21 protein-coding genes and 1 tRNA gene are annotated in these 21,667 nt (G+C 59.8%); 9 read left to right on the top strand and 13 right to left on the bottom strand.

Annotated elements, in window-relative coordinates; all coding sequences use genetic code 11:
- Positions 1-372 precede the first annotated feature (372 nt).
- The 3 genes from MHK04_RS05185 (at position 373) to MHK04_RS05175 (ending at position 1,972) form a co-directional block, all read left to right on the top strand.
- Positions 373-1,203: a type IV toxin-antitoxin system AbiEi family antitoxin domain-containing protein gene (locus MHK04_RS05185; protein ID WP_239208046.1), complete on the top strand. Its 831-nt coding sequence runs from the start codon at positions 373-375 to the stop codon at positions 1,201-1,203.
- Between the two features lie 84 nt (positions 1,204-1,287).
- Positions 1,288-1,497 (top strand): helix-turn-helix transcriptional regulator, encoded by a 210-nt coding sequence (locus MHK04_RS05180; RefSeq protein WP_023021845.1) that lies wholly within the window; start codon positions 1,288-1,290, stop codon positions 1,495-1,497.
- On the top strand, positions 1,490-1,972 hold the full coding sequence (locus tag MHK04_RS05175; RefSeq protein WP_200287779.1) for a transcriptional regulator: 483 nt from the start codon (positions 1,490-1,492) through the stop codon (positions 1,970-1,972). The genes MHK04_RS05180 and MHK04_RS05175 overlap by 8 nt, the downstream gene beginning before the upstream one ends.
- 188 nt (positions 1,973-2,160) lie before the next feature.
- On the opposite strand, the gene MHK04_RS05170 is transcribed toward MHK04_RS05175, so the two are convergent.
- The 7 genes from MHK04_RS05170 to MHK04_RS05140 are packed head-to-tail and all read right to left on the bottom strand — an operon-like array spanning position 2,161 to position 7,923.
- Positions 2,161-2,724, bottom strand: coding sequence for a GtrA family protein (locus MHK04_RS05170; protein WP_200287781.1), 564 nt, complete (start codon positions 2,722-2,724; stop codon positions 2,161-2,163).
- Between the two features lie 30 nt (positions 2,725-2,754).
- A complete protein-coding gene (locus tag MHK04_RS05165) occupies positions 2,755-3,594 on the bottom strand; it encodes a pseudouridine synthase (RefSeq protein WP_239208045.1) in 840 nt (279 codons plus the stop codon).
- On the bottom strand, positions 3,587-4,675 hold the full coding sequence (dapC, locus tag MHK04_RS05160) for a succinyldiaminopimelate transaminase (protein ID WP_239208044.1): 1,089 nt from the start codon (positions 4,673-4,675) through the stop codon (positions 3,587-3,589). The genes MHK04_RS05165 and dapC overlap by 8 nt, the downstream gene beginning before the upstream one ends.
- A 3-nt stretch (positions 4,676-4,678) precedes the next feature.
- Positions 4,679-5,002: a ferredoxin gene (gene fdxA, locus MHK04_RS05155; protein WP_005327491.1), complete on the bottom strand. Its 324-nt coding sequence runs from the start codon at positions 5,000-5,002 to the stop codon at positions 4,679-4,681.
- 53 nt (positions 5,003-5,055) lie between these two features.
- Positions 5,056-5,433 carry a hypothetical protein gene (locus MHK04_RS05150; protein WP_049361462.1) on the bottom strand — a complete coding sequence of 126 codons (378 nt, stop codon included), beginning with the start codon at positions 5,431-5,433 and terminating at the stop codon, positions 5,056-5,058.
- On the bottom strand, positions 5,433-6,302 hold the full coding sequence (locus MHK04_RS05145; protein ID WP_239208043.1) for a PIG-L family deacetylase: 870 nt from the start codon (positions 6,300-6,302) through the stop codon (positions 5,433-5,435). Before MHK04_RS05145 ends, MHK04_RS05150 begins: the two co-directional genes overlap by 1 nt.
- On the bottom strand, positions 6,292-7,923 hold the full coding sequence (locus tag MHK04_RS05140) for an ABC transporter family substrate-binding protein (protein ID WP_239208042.1): 1,632 nt from the start codon (positions 7,921-7,923) through the stop codon (positions 6,292-6,294). Before MHK04_RS05140 ends, MHK04_RS05145 begins: the two co-directional genes overlap by 11 nt.
- A gap of 89 nt (positions 7,924-8,012) precedes the next feature.
- Between MHK04_RS05140 and MHK04_RS05135 the strand changes: the two genes are divergently transcribed.
- Positions 8,013-8,675 (top strand): GOLPH3/VPS74 family protein, encoded by a 663-nt coding sequence (locus tag MHK04_RS05135; protein WP_239208041.1) that lies wholly within the window; start codon positions 8,013-8,015, stop codon positions 8,673-8,675.
- Positions 8,676-8,686: 11 nt separating this feature from the next.
- Here MHK04_RS05135 and typA read toward each other — a convergent pair whose 3' ends face one another.
- The gene (gene typA, locus MHK04_RS05130) at positions 8,687-10,597 is read right to left on the bottom strand and encodes a translational GTPase TypA (protein ID WP_086588097.1); all 1,911 of its coding nucleotides are present in this window, start codon (positions 10,595-10,597) and stop codon (positions 8,687-8,689) included.
- 275 nt (positions 10,598-10,872) lie between these two features.
- On the opposite strand from typA, the gene MHK04_RS05125 reads away from it, so the two are divergent.
- Genes MHK04_RS05125 through MHK04_RS05115 form a run of 3 tightly spaced genes read left to right on the top strand, consistent with a single transcriptional unit; the run spans position 10,873 to position 13,089 of the window.
- Positions 10,873-11,601, top strand: coding sequence for an Rv1157c family protein (locus MHK04_RS05125; RefSeq protein WP_239208040.1), 729 nt, complete (start codon positions 10,873-10,875; stop codon positions 11,599-11,601).
- Positions 11,602-12,138, top strand: coding sequence for a ribonuclease FAU-1 family protein (locus MHK04_RS05120; protein ID WP_239208039.1), 537 nt, complete (start codon positions 11,602-11,604; stop codon positions 12,136-12,138).
- A gap of 3 nt (positions 12,139-12,141) precedes the next feature.
- Positions 12,142-13,089, top strand: a complete 948-nt coding sequence (locus MHK04_RS05115) for a DUF808 domain-containing protein (RefSeq protein WP_239208038.1) — start codon at positions 12,142-12,144, stop codon at positions 13,087-13,089.
- Between the two features lie 21 nt (positions 13,090-13,110).
- Here the strand turns inward: MHK04_RS05115 and zupT are convergent, their stop codons facing one another.
- Together zupT and MHK04_RS05105 are read right to left on the bottom strand one after the other, a co-directional pair.
- Entirely contained in the window at positions 13,111-13,908 is a 798-nt protein-coding gene (gene zupT / locus MHK04_RS05110; RefSeq protein WP_239208037.1) for a zinc transporter ZupT, read from the bottom strand.
- Between the two features lie 34 nt (positions 13,909-13,942).
- Positions 13,943-15,880, bottom strand: a complete 1,938-nt coding sequence (locus MHK04_RS05105; protein ID WP_239208036.1) for a BCCT family transporter — start codon at positions 15,878-15,880, stop codon at positions 13,943-13,945.
- A gap of 192 nt (positions 15,881-16,072) precedes the next feature.
- On the opposite strand from MHK04_RS05105, the gene MHK04_RS05100 reads away from it, so the two are divergent.
- Positions 16,073-17,164: a hypothetical protein gene (locus MHK04_RS05100; RefSeq protein ID WP_239208035.1), complete on the top strand. Its 1,092-nt coding sequence runs from the start codon at positions 16,073-16,075 to the stop codon at positions 17,162-17,164.
- A 26-nt stretch (positions 17,165-17,190) separates the two neighbouring features.
- Here the strand turns inward: MHK04_RS05100 and selB are convergent, their stop codons facing one another.
- The 3 genes from selB to MHK04_RS05085 form a co-directional block, all read right to left on the bottom strand.
- Positions 17,191-18,963 (bottom strand): selenocysteine-specific translation elongation factor, encoded by a 1,773-nt coding sequence (gene selB / locus MHK04_RS05095; RefSeq protein ID WP_239208034.1) that lies wholly within the window; start codon positions 18,961-18,963, stop codon positions 17,191-17,193.
- Positions 18,964-20,226, bottom strand: a complete 1,263-nt coding sequence (selA, locus tag MHK04_RS05090; RefSeq protein WP_239208057.1) for an L-seryl-tRNA(Sec) selenium transferase — start codon at positions 20,224-20,226, stop codon at positions 18,964-18,966.
- A 79-nt stretch (positions 20,227-20,305) separates the two neighbouring features.
- Positions 20,306-20,400, bottom strand: a tRNA-Sec gene (locus tag MHK04_RS05085).
- Positions 20,401-20,578: 178 nt separating this feature from the next.
- On the opposite strand from MHK04_RS05085, the gene selD reads away from it, so the two are divergent.
- Positions 20,579-21,562 carry a selenide, water dikinase SelD gene (selD, locus tag MHK04_RS05080; protein ID WP_239208033.1) on the top strand — a complete coding sequence of 328 codons (984 nt, stop codon included), beginning with the start codon at positions 20,579-20,581 and terminating at the stop codon, positions 21,560-21,562.
- Positions 21,563-21,667: the final 105 nt, after the last annotated feature.

Genomic DNA, 21,667 nt, shown 5'->3' with positions numbered 1-21,667 from the left:
CTCCCCTCCTCTCCCCGCCTCTCTATGCCCTTCACGCTCACCGGCACGCGGAGGGGCTCCTCTTTTCGTCCCCCAGTGAGCGCGAGGGGGTGAGTTGCCCGATGCTCCGCCCGCCGCGCTCACGGGGAGCGGATGGAGGCGTCGGAAAGCGCTGCCGGTGAGTGCAAAGGGCGACGGCCTTTTCTACCGCTCCCGTCGCGCTCACCGTGAACACGGATCTCTGCCAAAGGGTGGCTGCCGGTGAGCGCGAGGGGCGGTTATCCACAGCGATCCAGGCCACGCGGCGGAAAATCGAGCCCCGTCCCTGAGTTATCCACAGGCTGCAGCGAGAAGCGTAGCCATCACGCACTGCGGCTGTTTACGTTTATTCCCATGGGGGAATGGACAACCGCGGAACTACGCGAGCAAGGTTTGAGCAAAGAGGCGATTCGCCGCAAGGTGCGTGAGGGCAAGCTGTACCGCGTACATCGGGGGATTTATACCGATACGTGGACGCCCCTGGCAGTAGCGCGGGCCTTGGCGCACGGGCTCAGCCGCATCCATTTCACTGGAAAGACCGCGCAGGAGATCTATCTGGGCCGGCCAATAACATTTCCGTTGGAAGCAGAGGGACCCCGCACGTTGAAGGGAAAATGCTTCCGCGTTTCGCACTCGCGCCTCCGGGCCACACACAAGGTCAACGGCCTACCGGTGGTGCAACCGCTATGGGCTGCGCGCAAAATTTCGCGTGCGTGCAGACCGCTATTGGAAGAGCACTACCGCGGAAAGCACGGGCCCGGCCGCCTCGAAGAGGACCGTCGGCGAATGAGGCGCGTTCCGAAGCCTCTTAAAGAGACGATACGACACGCTGCTATAGGCGCGGATAGCTCACCGGAACGCACGCTAAGCAGGCAGCTGCGCGCAGAAGGTATCTTCCCCAAGCACAATGTTCTCATCGCCGGCTATCGCTTTGACCTGAAAATTGGCAAGCTGCTGGTCGAAGTTGACGGCTGGGAATACCACAAGCACAGTGTGGCCTTTCAAGCTGACCGTACCAAGCAGAACGCGGCTGTAGCTCACGATTATACCGTTTTGCGTTTTACTGCCGATGACATCATCCACCACCTCAGCCAAGCCGTTTTGCTCGTCAAGGCCACGTTGGAAGTGCTAAAAGGCGGTAGTCCGCAGCTCCCTACCTCAGCCACTGTGCCCTATTGGCGGTGACATCTGTGCGTATAAACCTTGCCTTGGTGACAAATTTCCTTTACACTCGGTAATGCAAGAACGACAGCCCGTAAAGGAGAACAGGTGGCCGAGCACCCCAACATGGTCCGCAAATGGCGCCGCTGGCTCGAATTATCACAAGCTGAACTCGCCAGAAGAGTTGGCGTCTCCCGCCAAACCATCGCCAATATCGAACGCGGCAACTACTCGCCCTCCGTGCACCTCGCACTGGATATTTGCCACGAACTAGGAAAAACCGTCGAAGAAATTTTTGGAGCTGAACAACATGATTAACGCCATCGCCAATTACTCCCTCAAGGAAATCGATCGCGCGACTCGCGATGAATTCGAACGCGACACTCTTTACAAGGCCTGCGCAATCGGAATGACCCCAATCCCGTTCCTCGAACTCGTCGTCGCCGCAGTTCTCGCCTGGGTCCTTCCTGGCCAAATGTCCATGCTGTGCTTTCTCGCGCTCGTGCCGTCCATCGTGGGCAACTCCATCGGTTCTGCTTGGATGCGCCAGCGCGTGGCCACCCCAATTGTTAGCCGCAATTGGACGGCTATCGCTGTCTACCTCATCCCTCTTATAGTCATGTTCGCCGGCATTGCCTATAACGCCTATGCGCCAGCCGACGGCCACGACCCCGTCTCCTACCTCATCGGTACCGCAGTCGGCGCCATTACCGTGCTCGCCCTGACCCCCTTCATTCGTCGCCGCCAGCACCGCCGCGACCAAGCTCGCCTCGATGCCGAGTTAGAAGACTAGTTTCACTCCGGCACTTCAACCTGCCCTTCGCGCTCACCGCGGACGGCGGGGTTTCTCTGATTTCGTTCCCCGTGAGCGCGACGGGAGGTACTGTCCCCTTCGCGCTCACTGGGAGAAAGAAAAATCCCCGCCAACCTGCGCTGGTGAGCGCGAAGGGCGGCGGGGATGAAAATGAACACGGGACCTAGCTAGGCCGGCTCGGTTTCCTCGACAAGTTGAGGCGTCTTCGGCTGCGAGCGGAAGGTCCACAGCTTGTTCAAGATAAAGTTAATCGGCATAGCGACAATAATAGAAATGGCTGATGCCCAGTACACCTTTGTACGCAAACCGGTCGAATCATCCAGAATGTCTGTGGGCAAGTGCAGCGGCGAAGTCGGATTCATTAACAGTGTCGCCACAACTTGACTTACGATAAAAGCTCCAATTCCAGCGAGAAGGAATGGGAAGAAACCGCGCAGCCAAGACACCTTCGCCACCGATCGGAAAGTCCACATGCGATTCAGCTGGTAGTTCCAAGTGTTGGCGACCAAGAACGCAATGGTCAAAAACACATGGTACCAACGGATATGGAAAACAGAGCCGAAGAGATTGATGAAGGGATCATCCGCCTCGATGCCGCCAGACCACCAAGTAATCTTTCTGCACAAATAGACCACAAAGAGATTAACCGCGGTACCGGAGCCGCCAACAATGCCGAATTTGAGAAACTGCCCAAAATTGGACACAAAGCGCGCGACGCTGAGGTCTGCCATGGGCCGCCTTTCTAGCCAGTGATTTAATAACTACTCGATTGTAGTTCTTAAGTCCTGCGAACTGAAAAATTGACGCTCGGATTGTGATAGAGGATCTATAAAAGAGATAGCCTCATGGAGTAGGGCGAGCGGGGCGCGAAAATCATACAGGTCGAGCTTGCGCGGGGCGGGATACGTGTCGTCCCCGAGAAGCGGGTGCCCCAGATGATTGAGTAGCACGCGCAGTTGGTGCGTATGGCCGGTGCGCGGCCACATGGTCACCTCTCGGCCGGCGGCGCGCACATACGTAGAGGTGGGTGTGCCATCGGAAGCAACGAGCACCTGGCGCGAGCCGCGGGGCTTGTGCATGTGCAGGGTGATTTCCCGGTCCACATAAAGCGGCCGCTTGACGACGCCCCGATACCTCTTCACCGCACTCCCCTCCCCAAAGATGCGCTGGTAAGCGGCGCGAGTGGCGGGATTGCGAGAACAAAGCACAAGGCCGGCGGTCAGACGGTCTAGACGATGGAGAGGCACAATATCGTCTTCACCGAAGTCCACGCGCAGCCGGGTTTGCAGAGTTTCGCGTTGTAATCGGCCATTGGTGGTCGTGGGCAGAAAGTGCGGCTTATCGGCCACGATGAGGTCGCGGTCGGCGTAGATGACTGAGTAGTCGAAAGGAATGGGGCGCTCGGCAGGCACAGTGGGGTGATACCAGGCGGGCACGGGACGCGGCAGCTCGGCCCCAGCCGGCAGCAAAGCCCCAGGCGGATAGGGAGAATCGCCGGCACGGGCAGCGAAGTACTCCCCTTCCTCGGGCACGCGGCCGCGCAGAACCGTTTTGCGCGGCGAAATGCCCTCGCGGGCGGGAGGCCTGCCGGAATTAGGCACCGGCGAGGCGGTCTACTGCAGCATCGATGCGTTCATCGGTGCCGTTGAGACCAATGCGCACGTGCTTTTCGCCTGCTGGGCCATAGAAGTCACCGGGGGCGGCGAGGATGCCCCGATCGGCAAGCCAGTCGATGGTCTCCCGGCAGTTCTCTCCGCGAGTGGCCCAGAGGTACATGCCGGCATCGGAGTGGTCGATGGTAAAGCCGGCGTCGACAAGCGCGTGCATGAGCACCGCGCGACGGGAGGCGTAGCGGTTGCGCTGAAGCGTCTCGGTGTCGTCGTCGTTAAGCGCGGCGACCATGGCGGCCTGAATGGGCCCTGGAACGATGAGGCCGGCGTGCTTGCGCAGCAGTAGCAGCTCGTCGATGAGGTCGTTATCGCCCGCGAAGAAGCCGGCGCGGTAGGAAGCCATATTCGCGGTCTTGGATAGCGAATGCATGGCAATCAGCCCGGTGTTATCTCCATCGGTCACGCGCGGATCGAGGATGGACACCGGCGGATTATCGTCATTCCAGGCCAAGCTCATATAGCACTCATCGGAGGCGATGATGGCGCCGGTCTCGCGCGCCCACGCCACGATGCGACGCAGCTCCTCCACCCCGAGCACACGGCCCGTGGGATTGGAAGGCGAGTTCAAAAAGACTAAAGAGGCGTCTTGGAAATCAGAATCCGCGCGCAGCGGAGTCGCTCCGGCAAGCAGCGCGCCCACCTCGTAGGTGGGATAAGCCACCGAGGGGAAGGCGACGGTCTCGCCGCGCATGCCCAAAAGTGTGGGCAGCCAGGCGATGGCTTCCTTGGTACCAACCACCGGCAGTACGCGATCGACCTGCATATTGTAGCGGCGGGTCAGCGCGGCGGCGATGGCCTCGCGCAGCTCCGGGGTGCCGGCGGTCTGCGGGTAGCCGGAGGCCTGCGCGGCTGCGGTCAACGCAAGCTGCACGCCTGGGGCTACTGGGTCAACGGGGTTGCCCACCGAGAGGTCAACGATTCCACCTGGATGGGCCTGGGCCTTCTTCTTGGCGCCGGCCAGCGAATCCCAGGGGAAGTCTGGAAGCGTCTTTCCTAGCGGTGTGCGTGCCATGTCTTACTCCTGATTCTGTGGTGGAAGCGCGGCAATCATCGGGACGTCAAAGTCCTGTGGCCCAAGGGCCGCCGCTCCGCCTGGGGAGCCCAAGTCATCGAAGAAGGCTGCGTTGGCGTCGTTGTAGTCCAGCCACTCATCGGGAACGTCATCCTCGTAGAAGATGGCCTCGACCGGGCAAGCCGGCTCGCAGGCGCCGCAGTCCACGCACTCATCCGGGTGGATGTAGAGCATGCGCTTGCCCTCATAGATGCAATCAACAGGGCATTCCTCAACGCAGCCGCGGTCCATTACGTCAACGCAAGGCTGTGCGATTGTATAAGTCATGGAGATTCCTTGAAACTTCCTGATGTCTAGGATTTGGGGTGATTAATAGTATGTCACTTCTGCTTAAAAAATGGCCAAACGCCGCCGCCTATCCCCGCCAAAAGCAGGAGCAGACTGAGAATATTATTGGCCAAGAGCATGTCTCCAGTCATTGGCACCATCAACATGAAGGCGAAAAATCCTAAGCACCATACGATGAGCGGGATGGCGCTGACTACCGGCGTGCGGCTCCACAAGCGGGCGGTGCGGGTAAGCACGGAGTTGAACCACCACGCGATCACAATCGTAATGGGAAAGGCTACGCTCGCCCCATTGGATAGCGGGATGCGGGCGGTGAGATAAATGACCTCGAGAAATACCGAAAGCAACGCGCCAATAGCCAACCACACCAGGCCGGTTACCTGCTCGCCGCGGCTAAAATCCGTGCGCATCACAGCCCACCGAGCAAATCATCGGCCGGCTCGCCTTGACCCAGTTGGAAGTATTCGGCAGGCAGCAGCGGCATAACTAGCAGATTGGACAGGCCAAAGGCGCCGGGCACGCGCTCAGGTTCATGGAGCGCGGCCACAGCGGACGCGGGATTGGTGCGGGTGGTGGAGCCATCGGCCAACCAAATTTGGGAGGCGTGAGCGCGCATGGCGCGGCGCTTGGCGTCCAAGGCGGCGTCAGAAAGAGCGACAGTGACATCAGCACCCTCGTTGGTGAAATTGTCCAAGTACTCCTGGCTGGGCTTGGTCCATCCAGCTGGGGCATCGAGGGTTTCCAGGCCGCCGTAGTTAGCGGCGCGGTCAAAAATGCCGTACCAAATGCGCACGCTTGGCGACGCCGCCTTCATCACCACCTTATGCACCGCAATGTGATCCGGGTGGCCATATCCGCCATCGGGCCCGTAGGTCAAAATGGCGTGGGGGTCAATTGCTTCGAGCTCCTCACCGAGGAAATCGGCAGCCTCATCGATACGATTGACCAGCGCGCGCGAATCTTCGTGGGAGGGTGAGCCCGCCATGCCGGAGTCACGGAAGTGACCGAAGCCGCCGAGCTGGATTCCCTTTACTCCAAGAGCCTCCAGTGCGTTAGCCAATTCGCGAGCGCGAAAGCCGCCGAGCTGATCATGATCGGCCAGGCCCTGGTAGGGCTCACCAATAACCTCGCCGTCCTCGCCCACGGTGAGCGTAATAACGGTGACCTCGGCGCCGCGTGCAGCGAGGCTCGCCAGGGTACCGCCCATAAAAAGGGTTTCATCATCCGGGTGGGCGTGGACTGCCACCACGCGATAGCCGGTTAAATCCTTAGTCTTCATCTATCCTCCAGCGGGGCGCGGTGATAAGACCCCCGTCCCAATCATCAATGCTTTGGCCGGGGCCTACAATACCCTTCCCGAGCGCGTGGATACGCGTCTCATCCATCAACGGCACGTAGAGCGCTTCTTTAGAGTTCACTTCTCGAATGCGGCCGAGCGCCTCCTTCGGGCTCATGGCCCCGGACAAGATTTCCTTGCGAATCTCCTCCGCATTCTCCGGACAGATTCCGGACAAATCGCCTGCCAGTGGTTGTTTATTATCGCAGCTAAAGATATTTGCCGCGGCCAACGAGTTCAAGGAGATATCTTCCCAAGTGACCACAGCATCCACATCGCCTTCTGGCAAAAGCTTGGAGGTTATTGTGGTCAGGCGCTCGGAAACCACCTCGGCATCTATCCCGTGGGCTTCCAGGACATCGTAGAGGGTATTTGCCGCGGCCAAGGCAGTGGGGCTAGTAGGGTCTACCGCAAAGCGAACCGGTTTCTTACTGGCGCGTGCGCGCAACGCAGTAAGATCCGTGTCTTTGCTTATAGGGTTATTTCCGGGCTCCAGATTGGAAGCGCGGCCGGTGGCCAAGCGGGCGACCTGATCCGTATCAATCAGTGAGGCCAATCCGCGGCGCTCTGCCCTTTCTTCCAATGCGCCTTCTGCAGTAGACATGTGCAGGCGCAGTTGGCGTGGGCGGGTAAGTGCTTTTTCAGAAACATGCCCTAAAAGGCCCAACGCCTCCTCTGAGGTTTGGTCCGGAGTAAAGTCCGCGAATCCAATCTGTCCGGAGCGCAGCATATTCAGCGCCTGGGTGCTATCGCGTACCTCACTTAGCTGGATGACATCCACTTGGGCAGGATTAGCGCCCCAGAACCTATCGTTTCGGTTCAACGTAATGACTCCGCGTCCCCGGTCCACGCTATCGACAAGGAAGCGTCCGGCCGATGCCGGAATCTTATCCGCTAATGCGGAGCCGAAATTATCATCTTGCAATAAGTGCGAAGGCAGTAGGTTATGGAAGAGCAGGTGCCAGTCCTTAACCTTCTGGGAAAAATCCACCGTGACTACGCGACCACCATCAGAGGTATTCACGGCCGAGATGGCGTGGTAGCCAGCGGGATCTCGTACACCGGCGGTCGTGGTCATCTGCTTCCACAAGTAGCTAAAGTCCGCGCCAGAGATAGGCGTACCATCTGACCACTGCGCAGGTGAAGCAATAACGTAGCGCACTCGCTGCGCTACCCCCTTGGGGGCATTTACCTCGGCGGCGGATTCCAGGATATCGGCGTCCCTCTGACCGCCGTGGAAGGTTGAAGGCAACACCAGTTCCGCAATCTGGTCCACCAGCTCGGAATTATTGGCCACCAAGTGCGGGTTTAATCCCGCGCGCAAGGGATCTACGCCCACTGAGATAGTAGGACGCTTGGCGGAATCGGCGTCTTGGGGTAACTCTTCTTGCTGTTTTGCAGTGGTGGTGGCCTGATCCTCTTGCAGCGCGGAGGCATTATCCTCCACCACCGGTGGAGGGCCAGGGTTAGCCGCGCAAGCGCTTAAAAAAACAAGGCTAGCGGCGCTCAGCACCGCCGCCATTGCCGATGCCGCGCGCCTTGTTGAAGCCGGATTCTTTTTCATCGCGGACTACTTTAGTCCCTCTACCCCGCCGGAACGAAGATATTCGGCGCTAGACTCAGGCTCAGACCGCAACTTTGAGGGAGGCACCAATGCTGATTTGCCAAGAAATGTTCCTGCTATTAACCAAAGACAATGGCAAGAAAGAAGACTGGGTGTCCAATAATGAGGCCGCCCTACGCGCTACCGTCCTCGCGGACCTACTGCTGGGCGGACACGTCGAACTCGCGGAAAAGAAAAAGGTAGTAACTACCACCCAGCGCCCAAAGAACCCAGTTTTGGCCTGGGCATGGGAGGAGTTACAGCAGCACAAGACCGCCAGTACGAAGGAGCTCTTGGAAGCTTCTTGGTTTACCCCACGGGAAATCATCGCCTTGGATTTCCACGCGAATGGCCAGCTCGACATAGAAAAAGCCAAGTGGTGGCAATGGGGCGGCGACCGCTACATCATGACGGACTTGGAATTAGAGCACCAACTGCGCGAGCGGCTGGTCGCGGTGCTGGAAGCACAACGCCCAGCCGAGGTCAATGACGTCATCATCCTCGATATCCTCCGCGAAGTCTCCGGTGCCTATACTCTGCTCAAACACGATGCGGAGGGCATGAAGCGACGGGAAATGCGGGCACGCATTCAGGAGATCAAAAAGGAGGTGGAATATGACAAAACCGCCTCCTCAGCGGTTAAGGCCGTTGTTGAGGAGGCGGCAGCAGTAGCGGCGGTGATTGCAACTTCAGCGGCAATCACCACCACCTAAGGTGGTGCTGACTACTTATTCATCTGCTTCGCGCGAGCCGCAGCACGCTTGCGATCGGTAGCAGAAAGCTCTACCTTGCGCACGCGCAGGACGTCCGGGGCGACCTCGACGCACTCGTCGTTGCCACAGAATTCCAGTGCTTCTTCCAAGGAAAGGGTGTGTGCCTTGGCCAGGGTGACCGTGGCCTCCGCAGTAGCGGAGCGCATATTGGTCAGCTTCTTTTCCTTGGTGATGTTGATGTCAATATCCTCATCACGGTTATTGGCGCCAACGACCATGCCCTCATAAGCCTCGGCGCCCGGCTCGACGAAGAAGTTGCCGCGGTCAGCCAACTGCGTCAGCGCGTACTGGGTTATCTGGCCGGTGCGGTCAGCCACCAGGGAACCGGTCGGGCGGGACTTGATATCGCCGGCCCAGACATCCAGGCCGTCAGAGATGGAGTTAGCGATACCGGCACCGCGGGTCTCGGTCATGAACTGGGTGCGGAAGCCGATGAGGCCACGGGCAGGAACGCGGAAGATCATGCGTACCCAGTCGCCCTCGCGCACATCCATGGCCTGCATCTGGCCCTTGCGGGCGGCCAGCAGCTGGGTGATAGCACCTTGGTGCTCGGACGGGGAGTCAATGGTGAGGATCTCGTATGGCTCGTAGGTCTTGCCGTCGATTTCCTTGGTCACAACCTGCGGCTTGCCAATCGTCAGCTCGAAGCCTTCGCGGCGCATGGACTCAATCAGCACGGACAGCGCCATCTCGCCACGGCCCTGTACCTCCCAAGCGTCGGGGCGCTCGGTGGGCAGCACGCGCAGGGAAACGTTACCGATGAGCTCTTGCTCCAAGCGGGCCTTGACCATACGCGCGGTGAGCTTATCGCCGCCGCCCTGGCCTGCCATCGGGGAGGTGTTCACGCCGATGGTCATGGAGATGGCCGGCTCGTCTACGGTGATGCGCGGCAAAGCCTCAGGGTGCTCCGGATCGGCGATGGTGTCACCAATCATGACGTCAGAAATGCCGGAGATAGCCACGATGTCACCGGCGATGGCTTCCTCGGCCGGCTGACGCTCGAAGCCGACGGTGCGCAGCAGCTCGGCGACCTTCACGGTCTTGGTGTGCTGGTTGCCATCCTCGTCGTAGTGGATCCAGGCCACCTGCTGGCCCTTCTTAATGCGGCCGGCGTAGATACGCAGCAGCGCGATACGGCCTAGGAAGTCGGAGGCGTCCAGGTTGGTCACGTGCGCCTGCAGTGGGGCGTCGACGGTAGCGGAAGGCTCTGGGAGGACGTTATAGATGACGTCGAAAAGCGGCTGCAGATCCTCGCCCGCAGGGACGTTGCCATCGCCTGGGTTCTCGGTGGAGGCAACGCCGGCGCGGCCGGAAGCGTAGAGAACCGGCAGGTCCAGCAGCTCCTCGGCGGCGGCTGCAGCTTCCTCATCCTCCAGGCCGGCGGCGATTTCCAGCAGGAGGTCCTGGGACTCGGAGACAACCTCGTCGATGCGGGCATCCGGGCGGTCAGTCTTGTTCACGCAGATGATAACCGGCAGCTTGGCTTCCAGTGCCTTGGTGAGCACGAAGCGGGTCTGCGGCAGCGGTCCCTCGGAGGCATCGACGAGCAAGACGACGCCATCCACCATGGAAATACCGCGCTCGACCTCGCCACCGAAGTCGGCGTGGCCTGGGGTGTCGATAACGTTGATGATAAGGTCCTGGCCGTCCTTGCCTAGGCCCTTGCGGTGAATGGCCGTGTTCTTGGCCAGAATGGTAATGCCGCGCTCGCGCTCCTGATCATTGGAGTCCATGACGCGGTCCGTGTGTTCACCGTGGTCACCAAAGGCGCCGGACTGCTCCAGCATGCCGTTGACCAGGGTGGTCTTGCCATGGTCAACGTGCGCGACGATGGCAACATTACGGAACTCGGTATTACTCACTAGTGGGGTTCTCCTTCGGAGGATCTACAGCGCTTGCGCGCGCGAATTTGATCTTGAACGAGCTCCCACGATACCCCCTTAAAGGGCCAAGTGCAGCATTGGGGATGGCTTTACCCCGTAACGCACCGTATAGGGAGAGCGAGAATTCTTATAGATTGCCAAAATACTTGACACTGTCCTTGCCATCACTATCGTTACTGTAGGTAATATTGTTACAAATGTGACAACTGGGGTTTAACTCCCTTTCCCGAGACCGCACCCAAGGAATTGATAACGTGAGCCACGCCCGCACCACTTGGCGCCTGTCCGGCCGTACCGGTTATATCGCCGCTGCCACGGCCGCGCTCATCGGCCTCGCCTCTCCGCTCGTCGCCCCTGCGCAGGCATCCGCACCGGATCTTTCTTCCTTAGTGCAGCAGGCATCGACCCATAGCCCGCTGGACGAGCTCGGCCGCCCCAATCAGGAAACCCAGGACCGCATCCGCGCTTTTGCGGCACAACCTTGGATTCCCGAGGATGTTCGCAACGCTATTCTCTCGGGCCTCGCGTTCTTCGCCGGCGGCGGCGATGGCAAGGGCGGCGTGGCTATGCCGGAGGGCAATAACCCGAATTTCCGCCAGTTTTATTGGCCCACCGTCTCCGCACATTGCATCGGCGGCACCAGCGATGCCATGGGCTCGGCCATTGCCGTACCTGGCCCCACGGAAATGCCAGCACCTGGTGCACAACCCGGCGAGACCGTCTTCCTTTTTACCGCTCTTGGCACCCCTCCGGCCGCGCGCGAGCAGGGCGGAATGAATGTGCAGTGGTTCAATCTCGATACCCTGCGCAGCGGCATCACCCCGCTGAATAACAACGGCATCAACCAGGATGGCCCCACTACCTTGTCCGGCACCGCCCAGACCGGCAAAGGCACCGTTATCGCGCTTCTATCCGGCGGCGTTAATACCCAAGAGTCCCACTGCAAATTCGCCCCCACTGCCGCTTTCCTTGAGGTGAAGTAGATGGCGGTGGACCTCCATCCGGTCAAGCGCGAGACCTTTAATACCACCGATTACACCAATACCGACCCCAAAGGTTTCCTGCGCGAGGTCGATACCTACACCGAAACCGAGTTTGGTCTGTACATGGCCCGCGGCGCCGATCACCCACGCTTTGGTTACCTAGAATCGTGGCTGCTACCCGGCCTTAACCTGCGTGCCAATATCTTTCACTTCCGTCCGGGCGTAGACGTCCACCAAGATTTTTATATCGACGTTGCCGAAATCCAGCGCGATGGTGCGCTCTGGACCACCCGCGATCTTTATGTGGACCTTGTCGCAACGCGCGGCGAGCCCATTTCCGTCCTCGATATTGATGAGCTCTCTGCCGCCACCTCCGCTGGCTTGATTACTGCCGAGGAGGCAGAAAAAGCGATCGACACCACCCTAACCGCAGTGGAAGGCATTACTCGCAGCGGTGACGATGCGATGGCTTGGTTGGCACATCAAGGGATAAACTTGACGTGGTCCGATGACATTACCCTAACCCCAGAAGGATAATCTATGGCCGGTGGCCTATTTGCGCTGCTTGACGACGTCGCTTTGATCGCCCGCTCCGCAGCTTCCAGCGTTGACGATGTGGCCGCACTCGCGGGCAAGACCTCGGTGAAAGCCGCTGGTGTTGTAGTCGATGATGCCGCGGTAACCCCGCAATACGTCGAAGGTATTAAGCCGCAGCGCGAGCTGCCGATGATTTGGCGCATCACCAAGGGCTCACTTATCAATAAGCTCGTCATCATCTTGCCCATCGCGATGATCCTTTCTTGGATCGCCCCCTGGGCACTCACGCCTATCTTGATGTGCGGCGGTACCTACCTTTGCTTCGAGGGTGCCGAGAAAATCTTGCACCACCTTCTTCCCCACCGAGAAAAAGAAACCGAGTCAGTCCAGGAAAAGGGTGCAGACGCCGAAGATAGCTTGGTCAAGTCCGCGATTACCACTGACCTCATCTTGTCGTCTGAAATCATGGTCATTTCCTTGAACGAGGTCATCGACCAGCCGTTCTGGATGCGACTCGGGGCCCTCATTTTCGTCGGCATCTTATTGACCTTGGGTGTCTACGGCGCCGTGAGCCTATTGGTCAAGATGGACGATATTGGCATGGCTTTAAATGAGCGCCACAATGGCAAGTCCACGGTGGGCAACGCGCTTGTCAAAGGCATGCCCATTGTGCTCGATATTATCGGCATCATCGGCACCGCCGCGATGCTATGGGTCGGCGGCCATATCGTGGTCAAGGGCCTGCACGAATTCGGCATGAATCAGCCGCACGAATTCATCGCTTCCGTGACCGAAAAGATTTCTAATGGCGCCCTGGCTTGGCTGGCAGAGACCGGCATGTCTATGGTTTGCGGCCTGGTTCTCGGCACGGTCATCGCCACCATCGTCATGGCAGTCAAAGCTTCCTTTGGCAAGTCCTCGAGCACCTCTTCCACGCCGGCAGAGGCTTAGGCTTCAAGCACAGTAGGCCTGCTACATAAATAGCATCAGCGAAACCGCCATTACGGCCATGCCGGCGATCAGGCCATAAATGGCGTGGTGATGCTCGCCGGTTTCTTCGGCGGTGGGCAAAAGCTCATCCAGTGAGATAAAGACCATGATGCCGGCGATGGCGGCGAAGCTGATTCCCATTGTCGCCGGCCCAATCACCGGCATGAGAATGCCGAAACCAATGAGTGCGCCAATCGGCTCCGCCAGCCCAGACAAGGTGGCCCACCAAAAGGCCTTCGTGCGTGATCCGGTTGCCTCCCGCAGCGGGACGGCCACCGCGATGCCTTCCGGGATATTGTGAATGGCGATTGCCACCGCCACCGGCACCGCGATTTCCTTAGACTCTAGGCCGGATAAGAAGGTGGCGAATCCTTCCGGAAAATTGTGCAGCCCCAGCGCGCAGGCGGTAAATACGCCAGTTTTCATCAGCTTTTTGCGGCGGGCCTCTTCGGCCGTCGTAGCCGGCTCATGGGGATTGATCTCTTCCGGCACGAGCCGGTCAATGATGGCGATAACGGCAATGCCAGCAAAGAAGGCACCGACGGCGGCCCAGGTGCCAGGGGTTTCTCCCCCGAGGGCGTCGGAAAGCTGGGAGGTGCCCTCAGGGAGAATCTCCATGAAGGAGACGTAGAGCATCACACCGGCCGAAAGACCTAGAGCTGCAGCCATGAAAGCCGAGCCCGGCTGGCGCTTTCCCACCGCCAAGGCTCCGCCAATCGAGGTCGATAGCCCCGAAAGCAGCACCAAGGCGAAGGCGAAAACAAAGGTACTAAGAGTCATAGCTGGCACCCTACCTGATAATAATTATCAGGTATTAACCCTCATCTTTGTCCTCAGGCACAGGAGAGATAAATTCGCCATTCTTGATAGAAGGATCATTATCCACGTACTCGCCTGTCTCGTAGTCATAGCCCACAGCGTGGCCTTCCTCGTCCGTGCGCGCGTACCAATCGGTCACCTCTGCTGCAGTGGAGTTAAAGTGCGCGCCCGTTGCATAGTCCCCCTCCGTCGGTTCAATGGACAAGGCAAAATTATCGCCATAATCGCGCACGCCACGCACAATCGCATTAGAAACCGCCTCATCCTCGTAGAAGTGACGGATAGAGATTGGATCATGGCGCAGCTCGCGCACCAGCGCGATACACATAAGCACAATGATGACCGCAAATGGCAGAGAGGTAATCGTAATAAGATTCTGCAGGCCCTGCAGCGCATTGCGTCCGCCAGCGAGCAAAATGACCACGGCGATGCCGGCCATGCACACCACCCAAAAGACGGTAACAATAGGGTTTGGCTTGGGGTTACCCCGCTGCGTGAGCTGCGAGTTCACAATGGATGCGGAGTCCGCCGTGGTAATGAAGAAGACAACCAGCATGAGAATGACAATGGGTGCCATCCACTCCGCACCTGGGAAATGGTCCAGGACCTTAAAGAAGATATCTTCTGCCGCCGGCATAGAGTCAATAGTGCCGTCCGGGGCGATATCGCCATCGCGGCGCTGCAGCCAAATGGTGGTACCACCAAGAATGGTAAAGGCAGCAACAATGATGGCCGATGGAATAAACAGCACGCCAAGCACGAATTGGCGGATGGTACGCCCGCGAGAAATCTTGGCTACGAAAACACCCACAAACGGTGACCACGATACCCACCAAGCCCAGTAGAAGGTGGTCCATGAGGAGAGGAATGCCACCATATCTTCGCCCTCGCCCATATTGGCAGAGAGCATCTGCGGCATTTCATCGAGATACTCAATCACCACTGCCGGCAACATGTTGATCAAGAAAGCGGTGGGACCTACCACGAAAAAGAACAGCGCCAGCGCAAGCGCTAGCACCAGGTTGATATTTGAGAGCCAACGAATGCCCTTAGCCACGCCCGAAACGGCCGAAAAAATCGTGCCGATGGACAGCACCACGATAATGACCAGCGCCGCAGTATTGCCGGTGGTGGACCAGCCGCTAACCAATTCCACGCCGCGGCCGATCTGCAGCGCACCAATGCCCAAGGTCGCGGCGGTACCAAAGAGCGTGGCAATAATGGCCAGACCGTCGATGATGCGCGCCGGCAGGGAATCCGTAGAACGATTGCCAAAAAGCGGCATCAAAATGGAACTCATCAGGGGAACGCGGCCGCGGCGGAAAGACACATAGGCCACGCACAAGCCCACGATGGCATAGATTGCCCAAGCATTAAATCCCCAGTGCATTGCGGCCTGAGCCATTGCCCCAAGCACGGCTTTATCGCTAGCTGCCTCGTACGCGCCTGGCCGCGGCGAAAGGTAGTAGCTCAGCGGTTCGAAGGGGCCGAAGAAAATAATGCCGATACCAATGCCAGCACCAAAGAGCATCGCAGCCCAGCTCACCGTGGAAAACTCTGGCTTCTCCCCATCGAGCCCCAGTGGAATCTTTCCGTACTTGGAAAAGGCCAAGATGAGGAGCAAAAACATCAGGAACGTAGCCAAGGCAGTAAAAATCCAACCCAAGTTGCGCATTACCCAATCCAGCGCGGCCGAAGAGGCATCAAAGACTTGCTCGGGCGCAACCACACCCCAAATGACGAAGGCCATGACCAGGCCGCCGACCGCCACAAGGATCGGCTTATCCACTCCATATTTAACCTTCTGATCCTCAATGGAAACGCCCGGCACCAGCGCAGGGTGGATATTATGCGGGTACATAATGTCTTTGAGAATGCGCTTGGCGTTACGGGTGCGTTTTTTACTTTCTTCCGAGCTATTTACCCCGCGCACAGGGCGGGATGAAGAAGACGGTGAAGAAGAGATGGTTCTACTCCTATTCTATTTTCAGGCGTCACCTTGAAAGAGCTGTCTACACATTAATAAAAACTCGCTGGATATAAAGCTGGCATCAGCCTTACCCCCATATGCGTAAAATAGGTCCAGCATTGTTTACCGGCCTTTAAACCTTGGGAGTGACTTTCTATGGCGCTTTACCCGCTCGCGACTAGTTACTTCGGCGTGGAGCATGTCGCAGTCCTTGAGCACCCCGTGCTGGGCACCGCGTTGAGCATCCCCGGCGTGGCCGAGCACGCAGCGCTTGTCGATGTCTCCCTAGAGCCCGATACCTACACCAACGGCTGGCGCATCCGCTCAGACTTCGGCTTTTTAGGTTTTTTGGATGAGGTAGAAGCCGCGGAATATCCCGCCCTAGAGCGTTTGAAAAACTCGTTTGCCCAGCCACAGACTAGTGCCACAGTGGAAGTAGTAGACGGCAAGGTGGAGGTTGCCGTGTCCCTCGGCTTGTGGCCGTGGATGGTTCCGGTCAATGACCAGCCCCAAGGAACCGCGCTGCTAGCCGGTGGACGAGGCGTGCTTATCGACGTCGCCGCCGGCGACATTTCCTCCCCCCAGCTTCAGTGCATGGGTACGCAACAATTCTTCGTTACCCTGGAAGACCTTTCCGGCACGGCTGTAGCTACCTGCGACGATATGGTTCTCGGCCCCTGCGGCGATATCGCCTCGCTGCCTGGTCTGCGTGCCGCATTCGAGGCTGCTAGTGCCTCCGGAGCGGGGCTGTCCGCCCGTGCCTACACGAGCCACGGCATGCTTGCAGTCGATATCCCCGCTGATACGGCCACCACCGAGGAAATCTTCTCCCCCGCCGTCCCACCATTGCGCGTGCCTGCTCCCCAACCTGCAATTCCTGCCGCCGCACCTGCATCCATGCCCACACAGCCCGAAGTCTGGGATCACACAGTATCCGACGAGACCATCGTCACTGCACTTCCCACGGGCTCGCGTCGTCCGCAAGGACCGCACGCGCAGCCAGCCGCACCCGCTGCGCCTTCCCAGACGGCTTCGCCACAACAAACTGCTCACTCGGCCACGCCGCCTAAAGCCAGCGCCAAGCTTGCAGAATTGGTCTCCTCTGTCCCAGGCGAGCAGAGTTTTAGTTGGCGCGTGCTCCCGGTAGCCGAGGAACCAGGCCGTTATTCTTCCGAATCCGCGCGCGTGCGGGCTCGGCGCGTAGCACGCGAGACTTCCCACCACCGCGGAGGAAACCACCGCAAATAGCTACCGGCCCCGCCAAAGTGTCCTTGCTAGCGCAAGGTTCTGCAGCCTCCCTCCCCGCGGCGAGTAATCCGCTGGGCATCTAAATATTCCAGGAGCGGAATGGCTACCCGTCGCGTCGTCCCCAAGGCCCGGCGGGCAGCAGAAAGCGTGAAGGGCTGTTCCAGCTCGGCCAAGTACCGACGCGCTTCCTCTGGTGCCGAGGGCAAAAGCACGATGCTGTGCTGAAGACGCAACAGGCGCCCGGCGCGCTCAGCGGCAGCAAGCTCCTTGGTACCCAGACCCAGCTCCGCTAAATCATCTGCCTCTGGTGCCGCAAAGGGTGACGCTTTAAGTCTCTTCTCGATAACAGCAATGCCCTGCTCAGCCGCGCCGAGATCCACCCGTTGCCCAGGCAGACGAAGCACTCCCTCACTGCTTTCTGCCTTCGCAGCGGCGATCGCAAGCCCTAGCAATCCTTCGTCGCGCATGCCGAGGGCATCCATGGCCGCCTTGCGAGGCATTCCCGGCGCCAAGGGATGTGCGGCAGCGTGGGCATGCAGAGCATCGTTGAGTGCTTCCTTCCACCGTGTTACCTGGGAAGCGGCTATCCACCACTCGCGGAAGGCGATGATGCCTGCGGGTGGCGCGGCAGTATCGAAGCCATCGCGGGCGAGGTCATCCAAGCGGGCGTAGCCGACGCGCCACAGATAGGATGCAGGATCCCTAAATGACTCCTGCGCGCTGAGTTCTTCTGCGCGACGGCGAGCGGCACCGCGACGGATAAGCTCCGGCGGGCGGAGATCTACTGCTTCTACCCCGGCGACGACGTGGCGACCGCCGGGGCTGCGGACGACGAAGCGGTCGAGGAGCTGAAGGGGCAGCGGATGAGCCAAGCTAAGGCGCGCGAACTCGGGCGAAAGGGGCCGCAAGTGGCCCTCTACCCCGGCGGTGCCGGTATGGACGACGAGGTTATCCGGCAGCCCATCGAGCTCGGCGCCAAAGGTGCGGCGAATATCGAGGTGCTCCACCAGTCGCCATGCGCCTGGGCTCAGCACTACGTCGCCGCGATGAATCTCGGCGGCATCTACTCCCCGCAGGTTGACGGCCGCGCGGGTGACAGGGCCAAGGGATTCCTGTGCGCGATTCTCGCTGTGCAGTCCCCGAATCTCCACCGTCTTTTCGCCCTCAGCTGTCACCACCTGCAGGCTATCGCCTACGCGCAAGCTGCCCGCGGCGAGTGTTCCGGTGACCACGGTGCCCGCTCCCTTTACGCTAAACGCACGGTCGACCCACAGGCGCACTGGAGCCTTAGGATCGGGAGCAGGTACCTCGGCTAGCACATCATCCAGCGCCCGCAGCAGCTCTGCAATGCCTTCGCCGGTGGGGGCGGAGACGGGGATAATGGGGGCGTCGGCAAGCGGGGTATCTGCCAGCTCCGCACGGATCTCGGCGGTGCGATCTACGGTGGCGCGGTCGCTGCGGGTAAGAGCGATAATGCCATGCTCTACGCCCAGTGCCCGCAAGGCATCGCGATGATCGGTGGACTGGGCTTGCCACCCCTCATCAGCTGCCACCACGAAAAGGACCACTGGGGCTGGGCCCACGCCGGCAAGCATATTGCCCAAGAATTTTTCATGGCCGGGCACGTCCACGAAAGCCACATCTGCACCAGAGGGCAAGGTGGTCCAGGCAAATCCTAGGTCAATGGTGAGCCCGCGGCGCTTCTCTTCTTCCCACCGGTCCGGGTCCATCTCCGTAAGTGCGCGCACCAAGGTGGACTTGCCATGGTCTACATGGCCGGCGGTAGCAACGACGTACACCTAGCCCACCGCCTTAATCGCAGCAATGACCACGGCGTCTTGGTCTGCGGGAACACAGCGTATATCCACTAAGCAGTTGCCCTGATGCACCCGGGCTACCACCGGTGGTTCGTGGTGGCGAAGCGCGTCCGCAAAGTGTTCTGGCAGGCTAACTGCATAACCGGGTAGCGGGTATTCGGGCGCCCCGCCACCGCCTACGCGGCCATCGTGGGGCACTACGCGCGCACCGACTGCCTCCGCTATCGCTTCCGTGCGCGCGCGATGGGTCTCCCTGTCCAGATGCAATGCATCTTGCACCGCATTCGAAGGCGTGGAAATGGCAGCCTCCAAGGCGTTGAGGCGCAGCTTGTCTATACGCACGGCGCGCGCAAGTGGGTGCTTTTTCACCGCAGCAATCGCCTCCTTGGTACCGAGCAAAATTCCTGCCTGCGGGCCGCCGAGTAGCTTATCGCCGGAGGCAATGACGATATCGGCGCCGGCGCGCAGCTGGGCCTGAATATCTGGTTCCTCTGGCAGCGCGGGATCATGATTTAGTAAACCAGAACCCAGGTCCACAATGAGCCGCGTATGGTGCTGCGCTGCTAGGCGGTGCAGCTCATCCACGCCGACTGCGGAGGTAAAGCCCTCAATGCGGAAGTTAGAAGGGTGCACCTTCAAAATGGCGCCGGTATTTTCCCCCAGCGCGCGCTCATAATCGGCCAGATGCGTGCGATTAGTCGCGCCGACTTCCTTGAGGCGCGTGGCCGTAGACTCGATGAGCTCCGGCAAACGAAAGCCCGCACCGATCTCAATAAGTTCGCCGCGCGAAATGATGACGTCTTTGCCCGGGGCCAGTGCGGCAGTGGCCAAGAGCAAGGCACTGGCGCCGTTATTGACCACGAGGGCATCTTCTGCACCGGGACAGGCCGCAAGCAGCGCAGCCGTGGCGCCAGCTCCGCGGTTTTTCGAGCGCTTGCCAGAATCAAGGTCCATTTCCACGTCGGTATAAGAGGCGGCGTCATGAAGGGCCTCTACTGCGGCTCCCGGAAGAGGGGCGCGCCCTAAGTTGGTATGGATGATGACGCCGGAGGCGTTGATGACCGGCCGCAGGGAATGCACCCTCTGCTGCCCCAGGCGTTGCGCAATTTCTGTGGGGATATCGTTGATAGGCAGCTCGCCGCGGCGTGCTTGGGCAACTGTGCGCTGAACAATTGCACGAATGGTGTGCTCGGCAAGGCGCTGTCGCGCGGTTTCTACTTCTGGCAGCTGGATCAGCTCATCCATGCGGGGAATATTCCGACGGGGATCGGGGCTGGCTGCAGGGGTGGGCGTGGGCACTGTGGCATTCCTCCTTGCGCGCGAATGGCGGAGACGGACAGGAATCGAACCTGCCAGACCGAGATGCTCGGCCTCACCGGTTTTGAAGACCGGGGCGCCCACCAGGACACGTACGCCTCCGTGTGCTCACCTTACACGCGCATTCCCCGGCGCCAATACACCTGTCATCCCTACGTCCACCAAGCCCCTCGAAGGCGAAACCTCGGCGCCCTCTGTCCTATCGCCACACGCCGCCGCAAGCGGGTTCCCGCCCTAGCTTTGCAGCCAGATACTCTCTGGAGATGAGTAAAATGGCGCTATGACCGAAGAAATTAAGCTCACCTCTTTCGCCGCAGGCGGCGGTTGCGCCTGCAAGATTCCCGCTGGCCAGCTTGAGTCTGCCGTCGAGGGCCTGATAGGCAAGGCCGACCCTAATGTACTGGTGGGCCTAGATGATGGCGATGATGCTGCGGCAGTCAAAATCCAGGATGGTCTAGCAGTTATTTCCACCGCGGATTTTTTCACCCCGATGCTCAATGACCCCTACGATTGGGGGCGAGTGGCTGCGGCCAACGCGCTTTCTGATGTCTATGCCATGGGCGGCACCCCCGTTACCGCCATCAACCTCGTAGGCTGGCCCAATGAAAAGCTCGGACTGGACGTACTACGCGAGGTCCTGCGCGGCGGCATGGACGTAGCCACCGAAGCCGGCATCTCTGTTACCGGCGGCCATTCCATTACCGCCCCTGAACCACTCTATGGCATGGCCGCCACCGGTATCGTCGCGCCCGAAAAGCTCATGCGCAACGACGCCGCCGAGCCCGGCCTGCCCATTACCCTCACCAAGCCCATCGGCGTAGGCATCCTCAACAATAAACACAAGGCCACCGGCGAGGTATCCCAAGCCGCAGTCGATTCCATGACCACCGTGAATCGCGAGGCCGCCCGTGCCGCGGTGGAGGCAGGCGTGCGTGCGGCCACCGATGTCACCGGCTTCGGCCTGCTCGGCCACCTTTATAAGATGTGCCGCGCCTCTGGCATCGCCGCGGAGCTCGACTTTTCCGCCGTGCCCACCATCGACGGCGCGAAGGAGGCCTTGGCGGAAGGATTCATCCCCGGTGGCTCCCGCCGCAACCTCGACTGGGTACGCCCACACCTGGAAACCTCCTTGAGCGAGGAAGAGCTGGTGCTGCTTGCCGACGCCCAAACTTCCGGCGGACTCCTCCTCATCGGCGAGGTCCCCGGCTACCCCGTCATCGGCCACACCACCGAGCGCACGGGCGATGCTTATATCAAGGCCTAAAATTTTCTCCTCCCCAGCGCCCCTAGCCGCGCTGGGGTTGATGGGGTGTGCAACCGAGGGGGCATCGCCAAGCGCATGCTCCCCTCCCCTTCGGGTCCACCGACC

The sequence above is a fragment of the Corynebacterium nasorum genome, assembly GCF_022345765.1.
GTDB classification, from domain to species: Bacteria; Actinomycetota; Actinomycetes; order Mycobacteriales; family Mycobacteriaceae; genus Corynebacterium; species Corynebacterium kefirresidentii.
This window is presented reverse-complemented; position numbering and strand designations above follow the sequence as displayed.